Annotated in this window: 22 protein-coding genes; 6 read left to right on the forward strand and 16 right to left on the reverse strand. The window is 43.6% G+C overall.

Annotation, left to right across the window (positions count from 1 at the left end; all coding sequences use genetic code 11):
• Window positions 1-14: 14 nt before the first annotated feature.
• Together HMPREF2573_RS00820 and HMPREF2573_RS00825 are read left to right on the forward strand one after the other, a co-directional pair.
• Window positions 15-305 carry an oxidative damage protection protein gene (locus HMPREF2573_RS00820; protein ID WP_003662180.1) on the forward strand — a complete coding sequence of 97 codons (291 nt, stop codon included), beginning with the start codon at window positions 15-17 and terminating at the stop codon, window positions 303-305.
• 73 nt (window positions 306-378) lie between these two features.
• The gene (locus tag HMPREF2573_RS00825) at window positions 379-855 is read left to right on the forward strand and encodes an acyl-CoA thioesterase (protein ID WP_003672781.1); all 477 of its coding nucleotides are present in this window, start codon (window positions 379-381) and stop codon (window positions 853-855) included.
• A gap of 318 nt (window positions 856-1,173) precedes the next feature.
• Here the strand turns inward: HMPREF2573_RS00825 and mpl are convergent, their stop codons facing one another.
• The 10 genes from mpl to HMPREF2573_RS00880 all read right to left on the reverse strand — a co-directional run bounded on the left by mpl (window position 1,174) and on the right by HMPREF2573_RS00880 (window position 12,023).
• Window positions 1,174-2,556, reverse strand: coding sequence for a UDP-N-acetylmuramate:L-alanyl-gamma-D-glutamyl-meso-diaminopimelate ligase (gene mpl, locus HMPREF2573_RS00835; RefSeq protein WP_003666009.1), 1,383 nt, complete (start codon window positions 2,554-2,556; stop codon window positions 1,174-1,176).
• Between the two features lie 91 nt (window positions 2,557-2,647).
• Complete coding sequence (locus tag HMPREF2573_RS00840; RefSeq protein WP_003664186.1) at window positions 2,648-3,157, reverse strand: disulfide bond formation protein B; 510 nt, start codon at window positions 3,155-3,157, stop codon at window positions 2,648-2,650.
• 105 nt (window positions 3,158-3,262) lie between these two features.
• Window positions 3,263-4,939 (reverse strand): glutamate--cysteine ligase, encoded by a 1,677-nt coding sequence (gene gshA / locus HMPREF2573_RS00845; protein ID WP_083297490.1) that lies wholly within the window; start codon window positions 4,937-4,939, stop codon window positions 3,263-3,265.
• A 23-nt stretch (window positions 4,940-4,962) separates the two neighbouring features.
• Window positions 4,963-5,295 (reverse strand): iron-sulfur cluster insertion protein ErpA, encoded by a 333-nt coding sequence (gene erpA, locus HMPREF2573_RS00850; RefSeq protein WP_003662167.1) that lies wholly within the window; start codon window positions 5,293-5,295, stop codon window positions 4,963-4,965.
• Window positions 5,296-5,441: 146 nt separating this feature from the next.
• Window positions 5,442-6,302: an ABC transporter ATP-binding protein gene (locus HMPREF2573_RS00855; protein WP_003662165.1), complete on the reverse strand. Its 861-nt coding sequence runs from the start codon at window positions 6,300-6,302 to the stop codon at window positions 5,442-5,444.
• Window positions 6,292-7,176 carry a nitrate ABC transporter permease gene (ntrB, locus tag HMPREF2573_RS00860; RefSeq protein ID WP_003662163.1) on the reverse strand — a complete coding sequence of 295 codons (885 nt, stop codon included), beginning with the start codon at window positions 7,174-7,176 and terminating at the stop codon, window positions 6,292-6,294. Before ntrB ends, HMPREF2573_RS00855 begins: the two co-directional genes overlap by 11 nt.
• Window positions 7,166-8,581: a CmpA/NrtA family ABC transporter substrate-binding protein gene (locus HMPREF2573_RS00865; protein ID WP_003662162.1), complete on the reverse strand. Its 1,416-nt coding sequence runs from the start codon at window positions 8,579-8,581 to the stop codon at window positions 7,166-7,168. Before HMPREF2573_RS00865 ends, ntrB begins: the two co-directional genes overlap by 11 nt.
• An 82-nt stretch (window positions 8,582-8,663) precedes the next feature.
• Complete coding sequence (locus HMPREF2573_RS00870) at window positions 8,664-10,052, reverse strand: FAD-dependent oxidoreductase (RefSeq protein WP_003667335.1); 1,389 nt, start codon at window positions 10,050-10,052, stop codon at window positions 8,664-8,666.
• Entirely contained in the window at window positions 10,049-11,221 is a 1,173-nt protein-coding gene (locus tag HMPREF2573_RS00875; RefSeq protein ID WP_003666014.1) for an acyl-CoA dehydrogenase family protein, read from the reverse strand. Before HMPREF2573_RS00875 ends, HMPREF2573_RS00870 begins: the two co-directional genes overlap by 4 nt.
• A 256-nt stretch (window positions 11,222-11,477) precedes the next feature.
• Window positions 11,478-12,023, reverse strand: a complete 546-nt coding sequence (locus tag HMPREF2573_RS00880; protein ID WP_013107627.1) for a carboxymuconolactone decarboxylase family protein — start codon at window positions 12,021-12,023, stop codon at window positions 11,478-11,480.
• 219 nt (window positions 12,024-12,242) lie between these two features.
• On the opposite strand from HMPREF2573_RS00880, the gene HMPREF2573_RS00885 reads away from it, so the two are divergent.
• The 3 genes from HMPREF2573_RS00885 to HMPREF2573_RS00895 all read left to right on the forward strand — a co-directional run bounded on the left by HMPREF2573_RS00885 (window position 12,243) and on the right by HMPREF2573_RS00895 (window position 16,104).
• Window positions 12,243-14,192, forward strand: coding sequence for an ATP-binding cassette domain-containing protein (locus HMPREF2573_RS00885; protein WP_070472227.1), 1,950 nt, complete (start codon window positions 12,243-12,245; stop codon window positions 14,190-14,192).
• A gap of 7 nt (window positions 14,193-14,199) precedes the next feature.
• The gene (locus HMPREF2573_RS00890) at window positions 14,200-15,039 is read left to right on the forward strand and encodes a J domain-containing protein (protein WP_003662152.1); all 840 of its coding nucleotides are present in this window, start codon (window positions 14,200-14,202) and stop codon (window positions 15,037-15,039) included.
• Window positions 15,040-15,123: 84 nt separating this feature from the next.
• Window positions 15,124-16,104 carry a YheT family hydrolase gene (locus HMPREF2573_RS00895; protein WP_003662150.1) on the forward strand — a complete coding sequence of 327 codons (981 nt, stop codon included), beginning with the start codon at window positions 15,124-15,126 and terminating at the stop codon, window positions 16,102-16,104.
• A gap of 59 nt (window positions 16,105-16,163) precedes the next feature.
• Here the strand turns inward: HMPREF2573_RS00895 and dapB are convergent, their stop codons facing one another.
• From dapB to HMPREF2573_RS00925, 6 genes are all read right to left on the reverse strand, one after another.
• Window positions 16,164-16,961, reverse strand: coding sequence for a 4-hydroxy-tetrahydrodipicolinate reductase (gene dapB, locus HMPREF2573_RS00900; protein ID WP_003662149.1), 798 nt, complete (start codon window positions 16,959-16,961; stop codon window positions 16,164-16,166).
• Between the two features lie 44 nt (window positions 16,962-17,005).
• Window positions 17,006-18,199, reverse strand: a complete 1,194-nt coding sequence (locus tag HMPREF2573_RS00905; RefSeq protein ID WP_003670065.1) for a PLP-dependent transferase — start codon at window positions 18,197-18,199, stop codon at window positions 17,006-17,008.
• 17 nt (window positions 18,200-18,216) lie between these two features.
• Window positions 18,217-19,164 carry a bile acid:sodium symporter family protein gene (locus HMPREF2573_RS00910; protein ID WP_003664203.1) on the reverse strand — a complete coding sequence of 316 codons (948 nt, stop codon included), beginning with the start codon at window positions 19,162-19,164 and terminating at the stop codon, window positions 18,217-18,219.
• 161 nt (window positions 19,165-19,325) lie between these two features.
• Window positions 19,326-20,477 (reverse strand): molecular chaperone DnaJ, encoded by a 1,152-nt coding sequence (gene dnaJ / locus HMPREF2573_RS00915; protein WP_003662144.1) that lies wholly within the window; start codon window positions 20,475-20,477, stop codon window positions 19,326-19,328.
• A gap of 243 nt (window positions 20,478-20,720) precedes the next feature.
• The gene (locus HMPREF2573_RS00920) at window positions 20,721-21,722 is read right to left on the reverse strand and encodes a DsbC family protein (RefSeq protein WP_003662140.1); all 1,002 of its coding nucleotides are present in this window, start codon (window positions 21,720-21,722) and stop codon (window positions 20,721-20,723) included.
• A gap of 13 nt (window positions 21,723-21,735) precedes the next feature.
• Entirely contained in the window at window positions 21,736-22,440 is a 705-nt protein-coding gene (locus HMPREF2573_RS00925) for a pseudouridine synthase (protein WP_003662138.1), read from the reverse strand.
• Between the two features lie 168 nt (window positions 22,441-22,608).
• Between HMPREF2573_RS00925 and HMPREF2573_RS00930 the strand changes: the two genes are divergently transcribed.
• On the forward strand, window positions 22,609-23,202 hold the full coding sequence (locus HMPREF2573_RS00930; RefSeq protein WP_003666025.1) for an IMPACT family protein: 594 nt from the start codon (window positions 22,609-22,611) through the stop codon (window positions 23,200-23,202).
• Window positions 23,203-23,334: the final 132 nt, after the last annotated feature.

Raw genomic sequence — 23,334 nt, forward strand, 5'->3', positions numbered from 1 at the left:
AGATGAGGGCAATTATGCAAACCTTTAACCCGAATGACCATATGGTTTTTTGTCGTAAATATCAACAAAATCTTCCCAAATTACCCAATCCACCGTTTCCTAATGCTAAAGGTCAAGAAATCCAAGATACCATATCTGCCAAAGCTTGGAATGCATGGCTTGAGTTACAGACCATGCTGATTAATGAAAAGCATCTAAGTATGATTGACCCACAAGCAAAAAAATATCTCAATGAACAGCGTGAGAAGTTTTTGGATAATGGCGATTATGAAAAACCTGCAGGTTATAAACCACTAAAAGCTTAATACCGATGATCGGTGATAATCATAAAGCGATCATTGGATCGTGGCACATCAACCAAGATTATAAGGAGATAATATGTTGAAAGTTGCAAGCATTTTTGAGCCGATATTGACAGGTGATGATAGGCCTAAGCTGTTGCATGACTATCCTGTCGTTCATGTGCAGCCAATTGCATGGGGCGATATGGACGGCTTTAATCATGTGAATAATGTGGCTTATTATCGCTATGCTGAATCGGCTCGTATTGCCTACATGCGTGCGATTGGTTTTATGGCAGCACGAGAGGATTTATTGACGATTTTAGCAAGTTCATCCATACAGTATCGCCGTCCTGTAACCTATCCTGATACGCTACTAATCGGCGTGCGTATTAAGCACCTCGGTAGCACCAGTGTTGTCCAAGAATATGCAATGTACAGTCAAGCCCAACAAACGCTGGTTGCAAGCGGTGAAGCGGTCATTGTCCGCACGGATATGAACATGGTCAAGATGCCGTGGTCAGATGAGGAGCGTGCTTTGATTGAACGGTTTGAGAACCGTCGTTTTGATTAATTGATGCTAAGCTTTGGCATTTGGCATAAAATATGGCTGTTTAAAAATCAGAGTATGGGTAAGCTTTTTAAGTAAAGGCTTGTTTGATCATTTGCCATCAAACAAGCCTTTATTGTCAAACCACAGATTGGGCCATTTTGATACAAACATGGATGAAATCATCAAATGTTATCTTATTTATACATATGTTATCAATAAATTGTTATCAAGGGCAGGTATATCCAAGTTTAAGTGATCAAAAATCACTTAAAACAATCTACTTTTGACATTTAAATGTCAATTTAAGCTTTGGTAAAAAACTTGATTGTTATTGATTGGCTAAGGTTGGCTTAGTGCATCCAGCAGTCGTCCGTGAATATTTTCAAAGTCACCATTAGACATGATGATGATCGCATCGCCTGCTTTGGCATATGTTTTTATATGCTCAATGATGGCGTTGATACTGTCTAGTACACGCTGATTGGGCGTAGAACCAATGGCTTCTTTGAGACCCCAAGTCAGTCCTTGTGGCTCATACCAAATAACCTGATCTGCGATGGCTGCCGATGCTGCCAAATGTGGTCGATGACTGCCAAGTTTCATTGTATTTGAGCGTGGTTCAATAATTGCCCAAATACGCCGAGGAGTTAGGCGTTTTTTAGCACCATCAAGTGTGGTGCTGATGGCGGTTGGGTGATGTGCAAAATCATCAAATACCAAAATATCATCGACATCACCAATCAACTCCATACGCCGCTTAATACCACCAAAATGCGACAGGGCAGTACACGCCATTTCAACCGACACACCGACATGATGTGCCGCAGCGATGGCGGTCAATGCATTATTGACATTGTGTAGACCGCTCATTGACCAGCGAACCATGGCTGATGTGTTGTTGTGATGTACCCAAAATGATGAACCGTCGTTGGCATCTAGTTTGGCTTGCCACTCGGCATCGCCATTTAGGCTTGTACGCACCACGGTCGTCCAAACGCCTTTATCTAATGTTGTCTCTAGGCTTGGAGTGTTTGCAGGTATGATGATTTGACCTTTAGATGGTATCATACGAATCATATGATGAAATTGGGTCTGGATGGCATCAAGATCTGCAAAAATATCAGCATGATCGTATTCTAGATTATTTAAAATGGCTGTCGTTGGCCGATAATGTACAAATTTTGAGCGTTTGTCAAAAAATGCTGAATCATATTCATCGGCTTCAATGACAAAAAATTGCTTGCCTAAATATGAGCTGTGCTGAAACGCCAAGCTTAGGCGTCTATCATCTGTATTGACAAGCGGCACGCCACCAATTAAAAATCCTGTATCAATGCCTGAGAATTGTAAAATCCATGCCAACATGGTGGTTGTTGTGGTTTTACCATGTGTACCTGCAACCGCTAAGACATGGCGATCCTTGAGCACTGTTTCGTATAAAAACTGTGGACCTGAAGTGTAGGGCAACCGTTCATTTAACATATATTCAATGGCTGGCATACCTCGCTTACATGCATTACCCACGACGATTAAATCAGGCGTAGGTATCAAGTGTTCTGCGTGATAACCCTCCCAAACCTCCACGCCAGCATCAGCAAGCTGCGTACTCATTGGCGGGTAAATATTGGCATCTGAGCCAGTCACTGTATGACCCAAATCACGAGCCAGCAGAGCCAACGAACCCATAAAAGTACCACAAATACCTAAAATATGAATGTGCATGATAATCCTTAGCGGTAATGTTTTTATGATACCAAAGTCTTAGGTAGGCTTTGGTGGCATCCTAAAGCCTAATATTTAATAAATGCTGTATTTATCGGTTGTTACTTAATATTTTCTTTAAAATGATCACCTGAATCAAAGCGATGATCATGAATAAAATCATGGCTTGTGCAGGAATTGATAGCCCCATCAATGTCCAGTCAATCATGCCGCAATCACCATTGCCTGTTAGTACGGTTGTGAGTACCTTTGACATGGGCATGGTCTGCACCCAATACTCAAGCCCTGGACCACAGGCAGGTGGCTGGGCTGATGGGGCATAGTGAATCCAAGTATGACGAGCTGCCACCCCAAACCCCCAAAGCGTTCCTACCATACTACCAACCCAAAGTATTAAACGCACCAGTTTCTGGCGTGGGTTGATGATGGCAGCAAGCAAGGCGAATATACCCATGATCCAAAGCCCAATACGCTGAAAAATGCACAAAGGGCATGGGTCTAGCATTAAGTAATTTTGTAAATAACCAATAGCATAAACACTGCCTGCCACCATGATGAGTGACAAGATAATATTGAGTGTGCGATAGTTTGGCATCGTCATGATAAGCTCTTTTGGGTGAGTGAATGGTGAAAAATAATCCTATAAAAGCCCATATATGTTTTATGATGAACCATCAGGCCTACCAACCCTTTCATGTTTTATGCTTCAGCGGTAGGCTTTTAGATAGTCATAAAATCCTATCGTATCAGTAGCTTCCAGCTGGGCTTGTTCAATCAAGGAGGTGCGTGCAAGCTCATCAAACTCAGCCTCATCAACACGACTTAGTGTATGGGATAACAGTTCGGTTTGGTGCTTTTGAGCCAGTAATTTACCTAACGCCCAGGTGCCACCCACACGGTGTGAATCGGCAATGATTTGTGCTGATAAGGTAAAATCTGGATTGATTGCTTTGCCTCGCATCATTGTCAAGGCAGTGCGGTACTGGTTACTGCCATGATGTGCATCAAACGCATCGGCGATGGTCTGCATTTGGGTTAAGTGATGGATAATCCAATCATGTAGATTTTCTTTACCAAAATCAGTATCAATGGCGATGCCTGCTTGTCTGCCATGATTGACGACAATATCAATATTTTGATTTAGGCGTTTTTCTTCTTCTGGCATGAGATAAGGCGAGTCGGTAAATAAGCAATACAATGCCAGAATCTCCAAAAAACACGCCGTTACGCTTGTAATCCCAATATCAGAATAAGGGTCAAGGTCAATGGCACGAAATTCTACATAAGCGATTCCTCGTGCTTGCAGTGCTTGCGTGGGTGTCTCAGAAGCTGTGGCAGTTTGTTTCGGGCGGATGGGGCTGTAATATTCGTTTTCAATTTGTAGAATGTGGTTGTTAATCTGAATGGGTATGCCATGAGCGTCGTCCACGCCGATGGCTTCAAAATCAGCATAAGGCGTTCCAATGGCTGCTTGCAGGCCTTTAATATATTCGTCCAAATGATTATAGCGAATATCCAAATCCTCTTGGGCGCTATTGGTATAACCAAGCTTACCCATACGCAGGCTTGTACCGTTTGGCTGATGGTAGCTACAAGTTGTACCAAGTGGTATCAAATTATGCTGGCGACCGCTCACAAAAGTACCGCATACCGCAGGGCTTGCACCAAGCAAATACAGTACCAAAGGTGTCAGGCGCTTAAAATTGCGAATCAATGCCAAGTATTTATCATTTTTAAAGGTGGTTAAATCCTTTGCACCCTCGGCATGTTGCCATACACCAAATAAATCATCGCCGACGGATAAATTATAATGCAAGCCTGCAATCGTTTGCATTTTACGGCCATAGCGTACCCCAAGCCCTGAGCGGTACAGCGTTTTGAGTTTACCGATATTTGACGAGCCATAGTCCGCCAATGGAATATCACTGTCGGTATCAGAGGTCATACAAGGCATGGATAACGGCCACATCAGTTCATCATTTTCTAAACTGCGATGCACTAAAACATGCAAATCACGCAGCATATCAAGTGCTTGTTTAATTGATGGCATGGGCTTGGTAATCAGCTCAAGCAGGTTTTCAGAATAATCGGTCGTGATATAAGGATGTGTCAGCTTAGAGCCAAGTTTGGCAGGATGAAAGGTCTTGGCAGAATAGCCGTCAGGCTGCATTCTTAAGCCTTCTTTTTCGATACCACGCTGCATCCCTGCAACAAGACTGGGTTTAAACCAAAAAGGGAGTGTAAAGGTAGATGTCATGGCAGATACTTGATTGATGATGAGGTGCCAAATTAAAAGCACGATGAGTATATTATAAGTCCAAGCGTCTTTGTTGGCAAAATTATTTGTACAAAGCTTACAGTCGTGCCACCAAAAAGATGGCACAGTGACTGATCGCTGTCAAGTGACTAGATAGAAAATGATGAGCCACAACCGCAAGTCGTGGTCGCACTTGGGTTATTGACAATAAAGCGAGAGCCTTCTAAGCCTTCGGTGTAGTCAATGGTTGAGCCGACCAAATATTGATAGCTTAAAGAATCCACGACCAAAATCTCTGAACCATTATCAAAAGTGGTATCATCATCGCCCAATTCTTCGGCAAAATCAAACCCATAGCTAAACCCCGAACAGCCGCCGCCCGTCACATAGACACGCAACATTAAGGCGTCATTGCCTTCGGTATGTTTGAGCTTGGCGAGCTTGGCAGCGGCTTTATTTGTGAGGGTAAGACCTGTATTCATATGAACCTTATCAAGTAAAAAGAGTGTCTATTTAAATAAGACCAACTGATGATTATACAAGGTTTTAAGGGTAAAAATAAACCTTAATTGATAAATTCTGTCAAAGTTGTTGAGCGGTCAAAGCCCGTGGCTGGTCAAATTATGATTTATAGCCCATCCCACTCAGCATGATTAAAATTAATCACTTTGGGTCTTTTGGGACGCTCAGGCGACTGCTGCAATGCCCGACTGCGATGTACCAAAAAATCAAGCAAATGATTGCGGATTTTGTAATATTGATGATGGTGATGGATACTATCACGATGACGTGGTTTGGGAATGGTATTTTCAACAATTTCTGCCAAAAATGCCCGTGGACCATTGCTCATCAAAAAAATGCGATCAGCAAGTAAAATCGCCTCATCAATGTCATGAGTAATCATAAATACCGTCTGATGGGTGTCTGCAACAATATTGACAAGCTCATCTTGGATGACGCCACGGGTGAGTGCATCAAGCGCCCCAAAAGGCTCATCCATCAGCAAAAGCTCAGGTTTTGTCGCAAAAGCGCGCGCAATGCCCACACGCTGCTTCATACCGCCTGATAATTGGCTTGGTTTTTTGTCTTTGACTTTGGCAAGTCCAACCATGCCCAAATAAAAGTCGATTTGACGGTTTGTCTCGGCGACTGATAAATTTGGGGTTTTGGCTTTAAGTGCAAAACCGATGTTCTTACCGACCGTAAGCCAAGGCAGTAGTGCATGACTTTGGAACACCACACCACGCTCAAGTGAAGGTTGGGTGACTGGCTTATCATACATCAAAATCTCGCCAAAGCTTGCTACCTCAAGCCCTGCTAGGGCATTTAAGATGGTGGATTTACCGCAGCCTGAATGACCGATAAGGCAGATGAATTCGTTTTTTTGGATATTAAAATTCACATTTTCAAAAATATTTTCGCCATCACCGTAGCGTTTGGTGAGTGCATTAACCTGAATGAGTGGTGAAGCGGTTTGATTATTCAACATAACTCACCTTTTTTTGTAATATTGCAAACAACATATCCAAAATCATGCCCATAAGACCAATGAGCAGCACCGCAAAAATCACATTGGCAAGTGATAAATTATTCCACTGATTCCACACAAAATAGCCAATTCCTGTGCCACCGACAAGCATCTCGGCTGCCACAATCACAAGCCAAGCAATCCCCATAGAAATCCGCATGCCTGTTACGATGGTGGGAGCTGCGGCAGGGATGACAATTTTGGTGGCGGTCTTTAGTGGGCTAAGCTCAAGCGTCTTGGCGACATTACGCCACTCTCGGCGTACTGATGCCACACCAAAGGCTGTATTGGTAAGCATTGGCCAAATAGAACAAATAAAAATCACAAAAATGCTTGATGCGTTAGAGTCTTTAATCGTATAAAGCGCAATCGGCATCCACGCCAATGGTGAGATGGGCTTTAAGATCTGAACAAAAGGCGTGGCAGCACTGCCAAGCACAGGTGACATACCGATGGCATAACCCAAAGGAATCGCTACAATCATCGCCAAGAAAAATCCAAGCAACACCCGCCCAATGGAGTAACCAAGCTGTATGCCAATGCCTTTATCATTCAATCCCTTGTCATAAAATGGGTCAGAGATATGCACCCATGCAGTCTTAGCAAACTCTGTTGGGCTTGGAAATTCGCTTTTTTGGATAGCGACAATCGCCCCAGGCTTGGTAAATTCAGGTATATCACCCATCAAAATACGATACTCTAGACGCAAAGGATCGGTGGGTGCGGTGATTTGTTTGGGTAAGGTAGCGGTGTGCCAAATGCCAATCACACTCAAGACAATGAGCAGTGATAATAGATAGCCTTTGGCTTTGGTCGATAAAGATTTATGTGCCATGTAATCTCCCTGTGGATTTGTGTCCGATGGCAAATGAGTCCAAATATGCATCAGGATCGGTAGCATTAAATTGCTTACCCATCACGGTAATTTTTGGCTCATCGTCTTTGACCGTGTAGCCCATGGCTTGCATTTGTTTTTTGGCATCCGTGAGCATAAATACCTGATTTGCGATATCTTGATAATTGATGTTGCCTGTTATATAGCCCCACCGCTTCATCTGAGTCATCATCCAAGCTGCTACTGAGTGCCACGGCATCACATCAAATCCCATGCGATCAGGCACATCTTGGATGGTGTCCACACCATCAGCAAAACGCCCCATGATAGATTGGCGTAGCACCAGTTCAGGTTGATTAAGATAATTGGCAGGTGAGAGCAGTTTGGATAAGTCTTTACGAATACTTGGTTTATTTGCCATCACATTGGCTTTAATGATGGCACGATACATCGCCAAAAAAGTTTGGGGATAATCATTAATGAAGCTTTGAGATGTCCCAAACGAGCAGCATGGGTGACCATTCCAAATATCTCGACTTAGGGTATGGATATAGCCCGCCTTATCCCAAACCGCACGCTGATTGAACGGCTCAGGACCAAAAAACCCATCAATATTACCTGCTTTGAGATTGGCGATCATATCAGGTGGCGTCGTTAAACGCAGTTTGACATCTTTATCAGGATCTAGCCCATGCTCGGCTAAAAAGTAGCGTAGCAGATAATTATGAATACTGTGCTCAAACGGAATGGCAAAAGTCATACCTTTCCAGTTTTTGGGATTGCGGTTATTTTTATGCTTAAGCGCCATAACGAGTGCTTGACCGTTCGTGTTTTGTATGGCGGCAACTTTCATATTCTGCTTGGCTGAGCCAAGTCCAAGATTGATGGCAATTGGCATCGGTGCCAAAAAATGTGCAGCGTCCAGCTCTCGGTTCATCATCTGGTCTCTGACCAACGCCCAGCCTGCCCGTTTTAATAAATTGGCTTTGATGCCTTGTTCTGCATAATAACCAAGTGGATCTGCCATAATGAGCGGTGTTGCGCATAAAATGGGTAAAAAGCCAATATCCACCGACTTTTTTTCAGGCTTAAGCGTGTCAATGGCGGCAGCCTCTTGGAGCGTTGCGATGGGCAAAACACTGGCAATCGCTGCTAAAGCGGTTGTCTTACCGACAGTTTTAAAAAACGCACGACGGGTCGGCTCATCTGGAAATAAAGCTTTGATTGCCACCGCTTCAATAAAATCAGTATTGGTATGCTCAATACGGCTGTGATCAGAGACGCCTTCAAAGCGATTATCCAAAGATAACTTGTCATCACACTCGCTTTGGCTGCGATGGTTACCACAGCGGCAACCAAAATTAAGCGGCTTGTCAGTATCGTCGGGGCGAAAAATATTTGACATGATAAAATATCAACTTATAAGACAATCAAGCAATATACCGTTTTTGATGATTCTTTGGCGGTGGGTGTGCTTGATCTGATGTTTAATTGGCTTGGGGCGATGTTTTCATTTCAATTTTGGCGGTGATGACGCCGTCGCTACTTTGGGTGAGTATCAGCTTGTCATCGGTATTTTCTTGTACTTGCCAGTCTTTGGCTTGTTCGATTTCACCAGTCGCCGAAATGATGATGGATTTGGTTTTTAGGCGTATTAAAGGCGATTTGTGTTGATAGCCTGCGTGTGCCATATCGCTGATGTGATGTGCGATGGCGGCAGCTTGTTCACGCAAGGGTGCGACAAATCGGCACGGCTTATCATCAATGGCGATACAGTCGCCGATGGCATAGATGGCAGGGTGAGAAGTTTGTAGCGTCTTTGGGTTGACCACGATACCGCAGCGAATGTAATCAATGCCCGCCCCTTTGGCAAGTCGATTATCTAATATAAGACCTGTACTTGCGATAATCTCATCGGCATAGAGTGTTTTATCATTATAAATAATCACATAGCCGCCATCTTGGGGTTTGATGTCTGTGATATGAGCATTGCCAATATAATCAATACCAATTCCTGTCAGAGCATCACGCAGGCGTTCACCACCAATGGTAGGTAAAATCTCCGCCATCGGTAGGTTGTCACGGTTGATCAGTGTGACTTGATGACCTGCTTTGGCGATATCTTCGGCAATCTCTGTACCGATCATGCCTGCACCGATGATGGTGATATGTTGATTGGGTTTGGCGATGAGTTTTGCTTGGAGCTTGGCAAACATATCAATGTGATTGACACGCCATACATATTCAGCAGGCAGGCTCGGCGGCAGCATTGGGGTCGCCCCTGTCGCTAGAATTAATTTTTGATAGCTAAAATTACCACGCGTGGTACGCACGATACGCTCATTAGTATCAATACTTAGTACAAATGTTTGGGCAACCAAAGTCACATTTAAAGCTTGTGCTAAGTCGACAGCTTTTTTGGTGATGAGTGTTTCGGGTGTTTTATTTTGGCTGATGGCGATGGAGAGCTGCGGCTTCATATAACGATCGCCCAAATCGCTTGTGATTAAGGTGATGGGTAAGTTTTCATTTAGCTTTCTTAACGCTTCGATGGCTGTCCATCCTGCCGTGCCGCCACCGATGACGATGACGCCAGTCTCGCTATGGTGACCAATTAAGGGGGTGACCACTTCATCTCGGCTGACAAATGGCTCAAAATCTCGCTTGGTAACACCGCACAAAGGACACTCCCAATCTTCAGGAATGTCCTCAAAACGCGTGCCAGCAGGCAATCCGCCATCAGGATCGCCCAATTTTTCATCATAAATCCAGCCGCATGCACGACATAAAAATTGCTTCCAAGCACCACGACCATCGGTAGGGTTACCGTTTGAGTCCATGTTTGGTTTGGCTGAATTTGAAAGTGTATCGCTCATTTTGGAGATTTCTCAGTCAGTAGTTGGTGGGATAAGTAGCGTAAATGCTTGATGGCAGGCGTGACAATTGCCACGAAGTGCGCTTCACGAATACGCCTTTGTGGGTTAGCACTCATCAGGTAGCCTTTTGCACCTTGATGCAGTAGTGATGCTTGGGTGGCTTGCAGTGACAGCTCAGCGCCTTGGATGCGAGTGTCTAGCACTTCTAAGAAAAAGTCTTTGTGTGTTTCAAAAGGTGTTTTGGCAAGCACCAAAGTACGCTCAATCAAAGCATCAAGCTGGGTTTGTAGTGTACCTGCTTGGTCTTCTAAGAATTGATTGACATGCCCAAGCTGAACTTCTACCGCAGTGATGTCATGAATTGCCCCTTGGATAATGCCAGCACCGATACCCAATTGCATGAGTACAAACGCCCCACGCACACGCTCAATGAAGGGCTTGGCAGGGTCAGCGATTAAGCTATCATCAGGAACAAAGTAATCAGTTAAGGCGATTTGCCAAGTGCTTGAACCTTCCATACCGCTAAATGTTGGGCAAGGGTTTAGCTGCCAGTTGTCTTTGCGCGCTTCATCAAATGATAATAAGAAAAAAATGTCTTTATCAATCTGACCACCGTGCTCGACGCTAGCGATTGCACCGCAATATTGATTGGGTGCAATGTGGCTTATCCACGGTAGCGTGCCTGACACCACATAGCCACCATTGACACGCTGTGCGCGTAGAATCATCGATTCAATATTAGCAAAGGTTTTCATGGGATTGGACAGTGCTGTCCCCCCAAAGCTTTCACCCAATGCGTGGCGGTGTAGGATGTCGGATTTTAAGGTGTGATTGTCTGACTGGTCAAGATACAAAGCACAGACCTGATGACACCATGACAAAAACCCTGTCGTACCGCAAGTTTCAGAGATTTTTGCTGTCGCAAGGATTGCATTACCAAAGCGGCCACCTTGTGCTGACAGATGTACCGAAAAAGCCCCCAGTTTTGCCAATTGACTCATCTCAGCGGTGGGGTAATAACCTTTATCGATGGCGATGGGGTCAAGTAACTGTTTTGAGGCTGTTGCAATATTATCCAGTAAACCGCTGTCTTGCCAAGGCCCAATTGGCTCAATGGCAGCATTGATAAGAGCTTGGCTATCATGATAAAAAGTGTGCAAGTGATTCATGTCTTTCTCAAACGATAAAATGACCAAAAATGAGTAAATGATTAGATTGTAATCACAAAGTTGATCATTTTCTTATTCTAAATTAGAATAAATATAAGTCAAAATCATACATAGGCAGCAAAGTCATGCAGTAGGGTGGCTGGCAGGATTTTTTTGCTTGTATGTCCAAAAAATTGCTTCAGGCGAATACCTGAAGCAATGAATTTTTAGCGATTCATCAAAACAGCGAAGCTGATACAGTAAAGCTGATTAACTCTTAGGGTGCAAATGCTTGTAGCTCAGGGTTGATGTCAGTTTGGGCGACATTATTGGCGTAGTTGCATAAAGTTGCCAATGCCACACCCATGACCACCTCTAGGATATTTTGATCGCTATAGCCAACTGCCTTAACAGCAGCAAGCTCATCATCAGAAACCTTACCACGGCGGTCAATTAGCTGCATGGTAAATTGTGCTAGGGCTTGATATTTTTCATTGTCTTCGATGGCGGTGCGACCACGCAAAGCGTTTAGCACATTTTCAGGCATCTGAAGTTTGGTGCCAGCTTTGGTGTGACCTGCCACACAAAAATCACAGCCATTATGAGCAGCAGCGGTAATTTGTACTACCTCAATTTCTTCGGCGGTTAGGCTGTTACGGCTGTTCATTTTGCCCAATTCTTGATACATCTCAAGTGCTTGGGGTGAATTTGCCAAAACACCGATAAGATTTGGGATAAAGCCATTGGCTTTTTGAACCATGCTAACGCGTTCTTTGGCTTTGTCTGGGGCAGATTCGGCGGTATGTACAGTTAAGCGTGCCATATTTTTCCTTGTTTATTTTAAAGTTATCATAAAATCGTTCATCATCATAAAAAACACAATCAAAGATATTGATTTCAATGAAAACCAAACAGCATATGATAAAAACCATTATTCTGATTATGCGTGATGATAATATTAATATAGGTACTCTGAGTAATTTTTACAAGAGTAATTAGCAAAATATGCTAAAATGATTGAAATTTTATATGATGAATTGTGATGATAGCATTTAAAAATGTTGCGGTGCGTCGAGAAGGGCGACTGTTATTCAGCGATGTTAATTTTCAGCTGCACAAGGGTCAAAAAATTGGCTTGACGGGCAATAATGGCACAGGAAAATCCACACTGTTCGCCACCATTTTGGGTACGCATAATACAGATGTTGGCAGTATTAGTTTGCCTGAGTCATGGCAGATTGCTCATATGGCACAAGAGGTCAGCGCAACAGCGATGAGTGCGATAGACTATGTGCTGTCAGGTGATGAAGAATGGTGGCAGCTCAATTGGCAAATCAACCATCAAACCAGCTTAACTGATGGTCAAATTGCACCAATGTATCAGCGTTTTGAGGAAATTGATGGCTATCGTACACCTGCCAAAGCGGCGATGATTTTGTCAGGACTTGGCTTTGGTGAAGCTGACCACAGCAAGCAAGTATCCATGTTCTCAGGGGGTTGGCGTATGAGGCTTAATTTGGCTCGGACACTGATGCACCGAGCTGATGTGTTATTACTTGATGAACCAACCAACCATCTGGATTTGGATGCCATTTTTTGGCTTGAAGAATGGTTATTAAAATTCGAGGGATTGATTTTATTAATCAGCCATGACCAAGCTTTTTTAGATACAGTGTGCGGACATATTTTGCACATCGAGCAAGGACAAATCACACTGTATACGGGTAATTATAGCCAATTTATTCGTACACGAGCTGAAAGGCTTGTCCAAGAACAACAGGCCTTTGAAAAGCAACAAGCCGTGCGTGCTCATCTTGAGGATTATATTCGTAGGTTTCGTGCCAAAGCCACCAAGGCCAAACAAGCCCAAAGCCGCATTAAGCAGCTTGACCGTATGACACAGCTGTCGCCTGTGATGGCAGAAAATGGCTTTAGTTTTCGTTTTTATGAACCGCAACACATGGCATCACCGCTGATTTATTTGGATAATGCCACCATTGGCTATGATGGTATACCAATGCTAACAAAGATCAATCTACGCATCACCCCAGATGCACGATTGGGGATTTTGGGTGCCAACGGTGCGGGTAAATCCACACTCATCAAAGCATTGGTGGGCGAGTTGCCACTCATTGATGGTATCTACAAAGTCTCTGAAACATTACAGCTTGGCTATTTTAATCAGCATCAGATGGATAGTCTAGATGACGATGCCACACCCATGATAATGCTAAGGCGTCTGTCAGGTCAGACATCTGATGCCAATTTGCGTGCCTTTTTGGGTGGTTTTGGGTTTCAAGGTGAACGCATCGATACCCAAAGCCGCTTATTTTCAGGGGGTGAGCGTGCCAGATTAATGCTGGCATTGCTTGTTTGGCAAAGACCTAATGTGCTGATACTTGATGAACCAACCAACCATCTGGATCTACAGATGCGAAATGCACTTATGTTGGCATTGCAAGATTTTGCTGGGGCATTGATTTTGGTATCGCACGATCGAGATTTGATTATGTCGGTGTGTGATGAGCTATTGTTGGTCTTTGATGGTCGTGCTACTGAGTTTGTGGGGGATATGGCGGACTATGCTGAGCATCTACGCCAAGCCAAAAAAGCGCATCAAGCCAATCAAAAAATGGACAAATCCATTCATCAACAATCTACAAATACGGCAACTGGTCAAGAGATATGCTTGCATGACAGCCTAAGTAAAGAAGATAGGCGTAAGAAAAATGCCCAAATCCGTGAACAAACAGCACCGCTAAGAAAGCAGATCGCTAAGCTTGAGGATCGGCTTGGTAAACTGAGCGATACATTGGCGATCTTAGAAAATGAGTTGTCTGATGCTCGTCTGTACGAAGATGATTATAAGTCAGAATTATTGGACAAACTCAATCATCAAAACACACTAAAATCACAAATTGATGACATCGAAGAGCAGCTTTTGACGGCGATGGCTGAGCTTGAAGTGCTAGAAGATGAGCTGTCAGGGTGAGATCATCATGAAAGGAGGGTATAGTCAGGATTATTATCGCTTACTTGGCGTGGCTGATGATGCCGATACTGCCACTATTAAGCGTGCTTATCGCCAACACATCGCGCGTCATCACCCTGACCGTCAGGCAAACTCAGATGAGGATGTGGTGCATCAGCTAAATACTGCCTATGCCATCTTAAAAGATGATAAAGTACGCCGTCAGTACGACAGGCAACTGCCACGCATTCGCCAAAAGCAGTGGTTATGGCAGCAGCGTGCCAAATTTTATGAGGTCAAGCAGGGGTTTGGTTATGTTGCCAATACAGCTTTGGTGAATCTTGGTAAGCAACAATTTAATCGCCTCATCGTTGATGCGCATCATACCAAACACATGGCACAAATAACGCAGCGAGCAGCCGTGCACCTTGGGCGTATCTGGCAGCGATTTACTGATGTATCTGCTAAGCTTGGCTATGATACAAGCTGCACGATCGGTTTGCATACGGTATACGAAGGTGGCGAGATATTAATTCATTGGCAGGGCAAACGCTTTAAGGTGGTCTTGCCAGCGGGGCTTAGTCATGGTGACATCATCACCGTGCAGTGTCATGGGTCGCCTGTGCGTCTTAGAATCCAAACCAAGCCTGTGAATATTTATGTTAAAGGTCTGGATATCAATTATGTGATTTTTTTAAGTCCTAATCAAGCAGCAAATGGCGATACTGTTGTGCTACCAAAGCCCATTGGTCTGACGCTTACGATTCCACCAAATGGCAAATATCCGACAAAAATTATGCTATCAAACCAAGGACTTCGGCAAATGGCAAGTGTAGGAGATGTGATTGTGCATCTAAATATCACCTAAAACTTTTTGCTGTATGATGGCATAATTTATTACTATTAATTAATCATTATTGAACTAATAATTTATATATTCTGTAGGTATTTTATGACTGTACAATTTTCAAAAACTGATTTTTTACCACCGCTTTGGCTTAGAAATGCACACTTGCAGACCATTTTACCACGCTATATCGCCAAAAACACGCCTGATTATCATCGCACGCTACTTAAAGACTCACTGGCACAAAGTGATGTTGCGTTTGATTATGTGATGGCTGATGATCAAAAAGGGGCTGATGGCAGGTATACCACACCCATTGTGGTGCTGTTTCATGGTATGGAAGGCTCAAGCCAAAGTCATTATGCACGCACATTGGCAAGTCATATCTCTACCAAAGGGTGGCATTTTGTGGTGGCGCATTTTCGCTCTTGTGGTGGTGTGGCGGTATCGGGCAAGGTGTTTTATAATGCTGGAGATGCGGCTGAATTGGCACATTATTTGCAAGTTTTACAACAGCAATTTACCACAATTTATGCCATCGGTGTATCGCTTGGCGGTAATGCCTTGGCAAAATATATGGGTGAGTATGGCTCGGATGCCATTGCAAATCGTGCCGTGGTTGTCTCTGCACCTGTGGATTTGGCAAGTGCATCTATTGCCATGGAACGCCTGCTTGGTCGGTATATCTACACGCCTTATCTACTCAATCCCATTATCAAAAAAGCGTTAGATAATCGGCTAAGTAGCGAGGAGATCGCAGCGCTTAAGTCTGCCAAGCGTATGGCTGATTTTGATAATGCATTCACCGCACCGCGTCATGGTTTTCGCTCAAAAAATGACTACTATCGGCAAGCTTCTGCATTACCTTATCTACGCCACATTCAAAGGCCAACCTTAATCATTACCGCCAAAGATGATCCGTTTTTGGGCGTAACAGCAGAGCCTACCGATGTATCGTCAGATGTGCTACTACTGGATACTCGCTATGGTGGACATATCGGCTTTGTTGATTATGATTATCAAAAAAGACAGTTTGATTTGGGGTTTATACCACGCACTGCACTTGATTTTTTTGGTTTTTTATAAGGAATGATGAGATTGTGATACATAAGACCAAAATTCTTGGTCTTATGTTTTATTATGAACTATTTCAGCTCTAATACATCTTGCATATCATACAAACCTGCAGGCTGCTGGGCTGCCCATAATGCAGCTCTTAGTGCACCTGTGGCAAAAGTTGCACGATTTTGAGCTTTGTGAGTAATTTGGATAATCTCACCATCCATCATAAATTCAACGGTATGCTCACCCACAATCTCACCACCACGCAACGCATGAATACCAATATCTCCTCGTTGGCGTTTGGCAGCACCTTTTCGACCATAGATGGCAGCATTGGTTATATTTTGTCCTCGTGCTTCGGTAATGGCTTGTGCCATCATTAATGCGGTGCCTGAGGGTGCATCGATTTTATGTTTATGATGATGCTCAATGATTTCAACATCAGCATCCAAACCCAGCACACGGGCAGTCGTCGCAAGCAGGTTTAGAGATAAATTAACACCAGTTGAATAGTTGCCTGCATAGACAATGGCAATGTGTTTGGCGGCATCTTGAAGCTTGGCTTCTTGGTCATCACTAAGACCTGTCACGCCCATCACGAGCGGAATTTTGTGCGTAACGCACTGGTTGAGTGCTTCATCGAAGGCTTCAGGTAAGCTAAAATCAATCATCACATCAACTTGAGAGCCGTCAAGTGTTGAGAGTGCAACACCTGATTTTTTACCGCCGATGAATTCGCCAGCATCCACGCCGATCAAGCTTGATGTGCTGCGTACATAAGCCCCGCCAAGCTCGGTGTTTGGGTGGTTCATTGTCGATTCGATGAGCATACGACCCATGCGTCCTGATGCGCCCATAATGCCAATTTTAAGCTTATTCATAACGATGTCCTTGTTTGGATGGTAATTACTTGATTATAGCAAGGTTATTTTGATTTTTCATCATAATTTAAGCTGCCTAATGCTGTTTTGATGTCATCGATCAAATCCTTGGGTGATTCAAGCCCAATACAAAACCGTACCACATAGCGGCCGCACAGATGTGCCTGTGGTAAAGTACGCATTTTGCTTAGGTCATACAGCATGACCAAGCTTGTTGCACTGCCCCAGCTAAAGCCCAATTTAAATATCTGAAGCGTATCACAAAAACGGCAAATATCCGTCCAAGAATAACGCTTATCAAAGACCACGCTCACAAGGCCCGCTGATCGTCCATTTGGACAGTTTTGTTGCCAAAATTGGTGACCTAAAGTATCAGGATTGGCAGGGTGGAGTACTTGAGCAAAAGCAGGCTCATGTTTTAGGTATGTCAAAAGCTCGATGGCATTTTTGCTTTGTTTGTCGTAGCGTAGGGCTAAGCTTGGCAGGCTACGATAAACTCGTGCGCAATCATCACCTGAGACGCTAAAGCCTAAGAGTGTATGCATGCGTCGTAGCTTTGTATGTAAGGTTTCATCATTTGTCACGATGCTCCCCATCAGCACATCACCGCCACCGCTGGGATATTTGGTTAATGCATGCACACAAATATCCACAGATACACCATTTAGATCAAATGGCGAATAAGCCAGTCCTGCACCCCAAGTACTGTCTAGGGCAACGCAAACATGATGTTTTTTGGCAATGTTGATTAGTCCTTGTAAGTCAGGAAATTCAAGCGTTACAGATCCTGCTGCCTCAAGCCATAACAGCTTACAGGCAGCCGTTGGCTGAAAGCTTGTCGCATCCAGTGGGTTGTATATTTTAATCACCACGCCGTAGCGTTTTTGTAGTTCGTATAGATGCTCAAGATTTGGGCTGTACATATTTTCAGTTACCCACACCTCATCACCTTGTCCAAGCAGTGCAGTATTGACTAACACGATGGCAGCAAGGCCACTGGGTGTCAAAAGTGCATATTTGCCGCCCTCAAGCCTTGCTATTTGATCAGCCAGCAGATAGGTTGTCGGCGTGCCATGCGTGCCGTAGCTATAATCATAACGATCACGCCAGTGTCTTTGAAACAGCGCCTTGGTATTATCAAAGACGATCGTTGATGCATGGTATACAGGTGGCTGTAGGCTATTTATTTGCATGGGGACTTGACGGGGGTCACAAATGAGCTGGGTGTGTTTGTCCATGGATAAATCCTTATCAATTAACGCGTGGTTTTGTCGTCATTCATACGGCTAAAAATCATCGCCAAGATCGGTCCAGAAATATTATGCCAAACACTAAAAATCGCACTTGGCACCGCAATCAATGGATTCATCTTAAAGTGTACAGCAGCCAACGCTGCACCCAATCCTGAATTTTGCATACCCACTTCAATGGCGACCGCTTTGCTGTCGTGTAGCGGCAGCCTGAAGATTTGGGCAGCAGCATAGCCCACCAAATAGCCAAATCCATTATGAAGTGCGACAACAAAAAAGATAAACAAACCAGATTCAATGATGCGATCTTTACTCACCGCCACGACTGCTGAGACAATGAGTATGATGGCAATGACAGAAATTAAAGGCATGGTTTGACTAACTTTTTGGACTTTTTGCTTAAATAATGAGCGGATGATAAGACCGATGAATACTGGCAAAAGTACCATTTTTAGCACAGAGACAAACATACCACCTGCATCGACTTGTAGCCATTGGCTGGCAAATAAATAAAATACAGCTGGCGTCAAAATAGGGGCTAAGAGTGTGGAGAGTGTCGTGCAAGCAACTGATAAAGCGGTATTGCCTTTGGCAAGAAAAGTGATGACATTTGACGAGGTGCCGCCAGGGCAGCAGCCGACTAAGATGACACCGATAGCCAAATCAGGTGGTAGCCTAAATGCTTGAACCAACAAAAAGGCAATGGCTGGCATCACGACATATTGAAGGATAACGCCAATAATCACCGCCTTGGGGTTTTTGGTGACTTCACCAAAATCTTTGAAAGTCAAGGTCAAACCCATGCCAAGCATGACGATGCCAAGCAGATAGGGAATCCATGGCACAAGCTGCTTGAATGCATCAGGAAACTGTGTGGCAATCAGTGCAAAGACCACCACCCAAACGGCAAATGTTTTACTGACAAAGTTGGTAAATTTCAATAAGCCATCCATCAAACATGCTCCAAGTTTTATAGTTTATATACAAAAAGTTTGTTTTAAATATTTTTTGAATAATAAATGTTATGAATTAAGTTGTCAAATTTGGCTTATCAAATATCATGCATAAAAAAGCCCCGAATAATCGGAGCTTTGATTGATGCGTGATTTGGGTATCAGTCAAACAAATCTTTGACATCATCTTTGATTTTATCAAAAAATCCCTTTTTCTTAGGCTCGCTACTGTTTTCGGTGCTAAGCGTCCCTTGTAATTGACGCAACAAATCTTTTTGTTCACTGGTCAAATTGACAGGGGTTTGGACAAGGATGCGGCAAATTAAATCACCTTGCATACGCCCTTGAACGGTCGTAACGCCTTTACCTCGTACACGCAAAAGTTTGCCAGATTGCGTACCTTCAGCGACTTTAATTTTAACTTTGCCATCTAAGGTTGGGATTTCGATTTCATCACCTAACGCCGCTGAAATCATTGAGATTGGGATATCCATGTGTAAATCAGCCCCATTTCGGGTAAAAATTTCATGGGGTTTAACACGAACCTCAACATACAAATCACCACTTGGCATCCCTTGGTCGCCTGCCTCACCCTTGCCAGCTAAGCGTACACGGTCGCCATCATCAACGCCAGCAGGTATAGAGACCTCAAGTGTTTGTTGCTGAACTGTTTTGCCCTGACCATGACAATCTGGACAAGGGTTTTTAATTTGTTTGCCTGTACCATGACAATCGGGACAGGTTTGTTGCATGACAAAAAACCCTTGTTGCATCCGAACCTGACCTTGACCATGGCAGGTGCTACAAGTAACGACATCGCTATCTTTAACCGCACCTTTACCATGGCAGGTGTGACAAGAAACGCTGGTTTGATAGCTGATTTGTTTTTTACAGCCCTTGACCGCTTCTTCAAGCGTGAGTGTTATGTTGTATAATAAGTTAGCACCTTGGCGAGCTTGTTGCTGGGATCTACCACCGCCAAACCCTCCAAATCCACCACCACCAAAGGCTTGCCCAAAGATATCGCCAAAGATGTCATTAAAATCACCACCGCTAAAGCCCCCGCCAAAACCACCAGAGCCCATGCCTTGTTCATAAGCACTATGTCCCATGCGGTCATAGGTTGCGCGTTTTTCAGGATCACTGAGCGTTTCATAGGCTTTGGATGCTTCTTTGAGCTTTTCTTCGGCTTCAGGATTATCAGGGTTGCGATCAGGGTGGTATTTCATCGCAATTTTACGAAATGCTTTTTTAATCTCTTTTTCATCAGCCGTGCGATCGACACCCAGAATGCTATAAAAGTCTTTACTCATGTCAAAATCCATAAAAAGTACAAAAATATGCCTCAATATGGAGTTGATGCCCCCATTTATCAAGCCATGAACTCAAAAAAAGTAATAAAATCAATGGTCATTTGTTGGGTATTTAACTGATGATGGCTAATACTTAAAACCAAGTGTTTCATGTGAAACACTTGGTTTTTTAGTAAATCTCTGTGCCAAAAAGATGAATAAAACTTTTGGTTCAATCAGCTTGGCACCGTTGGCCAAGCAAACTTAGCGAAGGTTTAAAAATTGGTAAATTTCATGGTTGGATAAATCACCTGTAAATTCTCTGCCTTGGGCATCAAAAACCGCTGGCGTACCCATGATGGCAAGTGGCATTACCTGTTTTTGGATGGCAGATAGTGGATTTGGGTTGTGTTGGCATTGGGCTTGGCTATTTGGGATAATGCCTTTCATTGCAGCAGATAGCAGGGCGGCACGCTTGGCGTTGTCTGTCGTACACCAAATATGATTCATAGGCAGTCGTGATTCATCATAAATGGGATAGCCGATAATTTTGATGGTAACACCTTGAAGATTCAGCTCATCGATGCGTTCGTGTAGGATTTTACAATAAGGGCAATTGATATCACTTGCAATATAAAGTACTGATTTTTCACGAGTTTTTGAAGGATAAATGACCAAATCTTTATCAGATAATTCCCCTAAAATATGGCGATTTTTGGCCGCTTCAAATACCAAGCCATATTCTGAAAATTGTGCATTTTTGATGCTGGCCATCGCACCATCCATCAGATAACGCCCATCACTGCTGATTAAAAAGGTGGTGTCGCCTTGTCCTGAAATGCCCCACAGCACGCCTTGGATACCAGTATGATAAAAAACAGCCTCTGTCATATCATGCATGGCACTCATATTTTTTAATAAGGCGGTACGGTGTTCTGGTGTGATGGGCGTACCGATGGGAAGAGCGGTCTGAGTGGCGGCATCGATGGGCGTGGCAGGGCTTGGGTTGGCACTGGGTTTACCTTGAATGATGTAATCTAAATCTTCACTGATCAGTAAATGATTGCCATCTGCCAAAGTAATTTGCCACAGTTTAGGCACAGCACTTTGGGTCACCTTAACGACAGGTGTGGCAAGCCCTGCACTGGCAAGCCGTGTCTGAATTTGCGTGGTGTGTGTCTCTGGGCTATTGGCTAAAGCAAGCGTGCTAAAAGATGACACAAATAGCATGATTGCCAATGTGCCACGAAAAATCATTTTCATCATAGTACAGACCAACTTAAAATTGATTAATCTCATCTGGCGTTAAAAAGCGGCATTCACCCATCTGAAGCCCTTCAAGTGAAATATGACCAATGCTGGCACGGTGCAGCTTGATAACTTTATTACCAAAGTATGCCATCATGCGTTTGACTTGATGATATTTACCCTCGGTAAGTGTCAGCACAGCATGCGTCTCATCAATAAAAGACAAGACAGCTGGGCGGGTTTTTTCTGTTTCGCCTTCTAATAAAATGCCGTTGGCAATTTGTTTGATGGCATATGCTTGAGCATCTTTATCCATCGCATCAGCAAGTGTTAATTGGTACTGTTTGGGCTGATGGCGTTTGGGGCTGGTCACACGATGCAACCACGCACCATCATCTGACAATAGCAGTGCGCCTGTCGTATCAACATCCAACCGCCCTGCGATACGCAGATTGGCTACCTCAGGTACCGCAATTAAGTCAGTTACCATGGGGTATTCTTTAGGCTTTAAGGTGCATTCAAAACCATCAGGCTTATACAGCAAAATATATCGATTGCCATCAGCAACCGATAGTGCTTCACCTGCCCAAAGTATCTCATCATTTGCCAAATCAACATGATGACTTGAGTCTTTGATGATGGTGCCATTGACAGTAATTTCACCAGCATGAAGAACTTTTTTGGCATCTTTGCGTGACAGTTCTGTGGCTTTGCTTAAAAATTTATCCAAACGCATATATGGTCTCATTCATTCAAGTTATTTGAACTGTGTGGGTTTAATTTGCCTGATTTTAGCACATTTTGATTGGTATCTTTGTAGTTTTGATGTTGGCTAAGATTTCGCCAAATTGTACAAAAGGGCAAAATATGGGAAAATGGCGTATCATTGTATGGAAGATAGGTTGTGACTTACCAAACTTTAAGTAAGCCGTGTGAGGCAATATACGAAATCAAAAAAAGCGAATTTTTGGCTTTTGCTTATCCCATTAGTACTCGTGAGCAGGCAATGAGCCATGTACAAAATTTACGCACCCGCTATCTAGATGCCCGCCATCATTGTTATGGCTATATTATTGGAGATCCACACAATACCACCAGTGCAGGTTTTGATGATGATGGCGAACCCAATGGCACAGCGGGCAGACCGATTTTAAGCGTCTTACAACATAAGGCAATTGGCAACTGTATTATCATTGTCGTGCGTTATTTTGGCGGTATTAAACTTGGTGCTGGTGGTCTGACCCGAGCCTATGCAACAGCAGCTCAGATGGCGGTAGATAAGATGGTATTAAAAGCATTTATCGCTTATCAGATTGTCAAGTTAAAAATAAGTTTTGCACATGAAGCACAAGTGCGTTATTTGATTCATCAAGTCGGTGGTCGTATTTTGAAGGTTGACTATAAAACGGATGTGCGTATGACGATTGAAGTTGAGCAAAAAGTTCTAGAGACTTTTGTAGAGAGCTTGGGCGTTTATGCAATCGTTGAGCAAACTTAGATGAGCATAAACACCAATCACAAAAAACCACAAGTTTTGGCTTGTGGTTTTTTGTACGCAATCATTGCATATTTCCCTATGGTTATCCTTGTAACAGCCATGCTATCCTAGCGTTGGTACTTACCTGTACCT

Source organism: Moraxella sp. HMSC061H09, from assembly GCF_001809255.1.
Classification (GTDB): domain Bacteria; phylum Pseudomonadota; class Gammaproteobacteria; order Pseudomonadales; family Moraxellaceae; genus Moraxella; species Moraxella catarrhalis.

Bases quoted from the DNA above. Each gene is read 5' to 3' on its own strand.
- HMPREF2573_RS00895 (WP_003662150.1), top strand. From the start codon at position 15,124: ATGACTGTACAATTTTCAAAAACTGATTTTTTACCACCGCTTTGGCTT.
- HMPREF2573_RS00865 (WP_003662162.1), bottom strand. From the start codon at position 8,581: ATGTCAAATATTTTTCGCCCCGACGATACTGACAAGCCGCTTAATTTT.
- HMPREF2573_RS00820 (WP_003662180.1), top strand. From the start codon at position 15: ATGCAAACCTTTAACCCGAATGACCATATGGTTTTTTGTCGTAAATAT.
- HMPREF2573_RS00825 (WP_003672781.1), top strand. From the start codon at position 379: ATGTTGAAAGTTGCAAGCATTTTTGAGCCGATATTGACAGGTGATGAT.
- HMPREF2573_RS00910 (WP_003664203.1), bottom strand. From the start codon at position 19,164: ATGGATGGCTTATTGAAATTTACCAACTTTGTCAGTAAAACATTTGCC.
- HMPREF2573_RS00905 (WP_003670065.1), bottom strand. From the start codon at position 18,199: ATGGACAAACACACCCAGCTCATTTGTGACCCCCGTCAAGTCCCCATG.
- HMPREF2573_RS00840 (WP_003664186.1), bottom strand. From the start codon at position 3,157: ATGACGATGCCAAACTATCGCACACTCAATATTATCTTGTCACTCATC.
- erpA (WP_003662167.1), bottom strand. From the start codon at position 5,295: ATGAATACAGGTCTTACCCTCACAAATAAAGCCGCTGCCAAGCTCGCC.
- HMPREF2573_RS00885 (WP_070472227.1), top strand. From the start codon at position 12,243: ATGATAGCATTTAAAAATGTTGCGGTGCGTCGAGAAGGGCGACTGTTA.
- dapB (WP_003662149.1), bottom strand. From the start codon at position 16,961: ATGAATAAGCTTAAAATTGGCATTATGGGCGCATCAGGACGCATGGGT.
- HMPREF2573_RS00875 (WP_003666014.1), bottom strand. From the start codon at position 11,221: ATGAATCACTTGCACACTTTTTATCATGATAGCCAAGCTCTTATCAAT.
- HMPREF2573_RS00925 (WP_003662138.1), bottom strand. From the start codon at position 22,440: ATGCGTTTGGATAAATTTTTAAGCAAAGCCACAGAACTGTCACGCAAA.
- HMPREF2573_RS00855 (WP_003662165.1), bottom strand. From the start codon at position 6,302: ATGTTGAATAATCAAACCGCTTCACCACTCATTCAGGTTAATGCACTC.
- HMPREF2573_RS00890 (WP_003662152.1), top strand. From the start codon at position 14,200: ATGAAAGGAGGGTATAGTCAGGATTATTATCGCTTACTTGGCGTGGCT.
- HMPREF2573_RS00880 (WP_013107627.1), bottom strand. From the start codon at position 12,023: ATGGCACGCTTAACTGTACATACCGCCGAATCTGCCCCAGACAAAGCC.
- mpl (WP_003666009.1), bottom strand. From the start codon at position 2,556: ATGCACATTCATATTTTAGGTATTTGTGGTACTTTTATGGGTTCGTTG.
- HMPREF2573_RS00920 (WP_003662140.1), bottom strand. From the start codon at position 21,722: ATGATGAAAATGATTTTTCGTGGCACATTGGCAATCATGCTATTTGTG.
- dnaJ (WP_003662144.1), bottom strand. From the start codon at position 20,477: ATGAGTAAAGACTTTTATAGCATTCTGGGTGTCGATCGCACGGCTGAT.
- ntrB (WP_003662163.1), bottom strand. From the start codon at position 7,176: ATGGCACATAAATCTTTATCGACCAAAGCCAAAGGCTATCTATTATCA.
- HMPREF2573_RS00870 (WP_003667335.1), bottom strand. From the start codon at position 10,052: ATGAGCGATACACTTTCAAATTCAGCCAAACCAAACATGGACTCAAAC.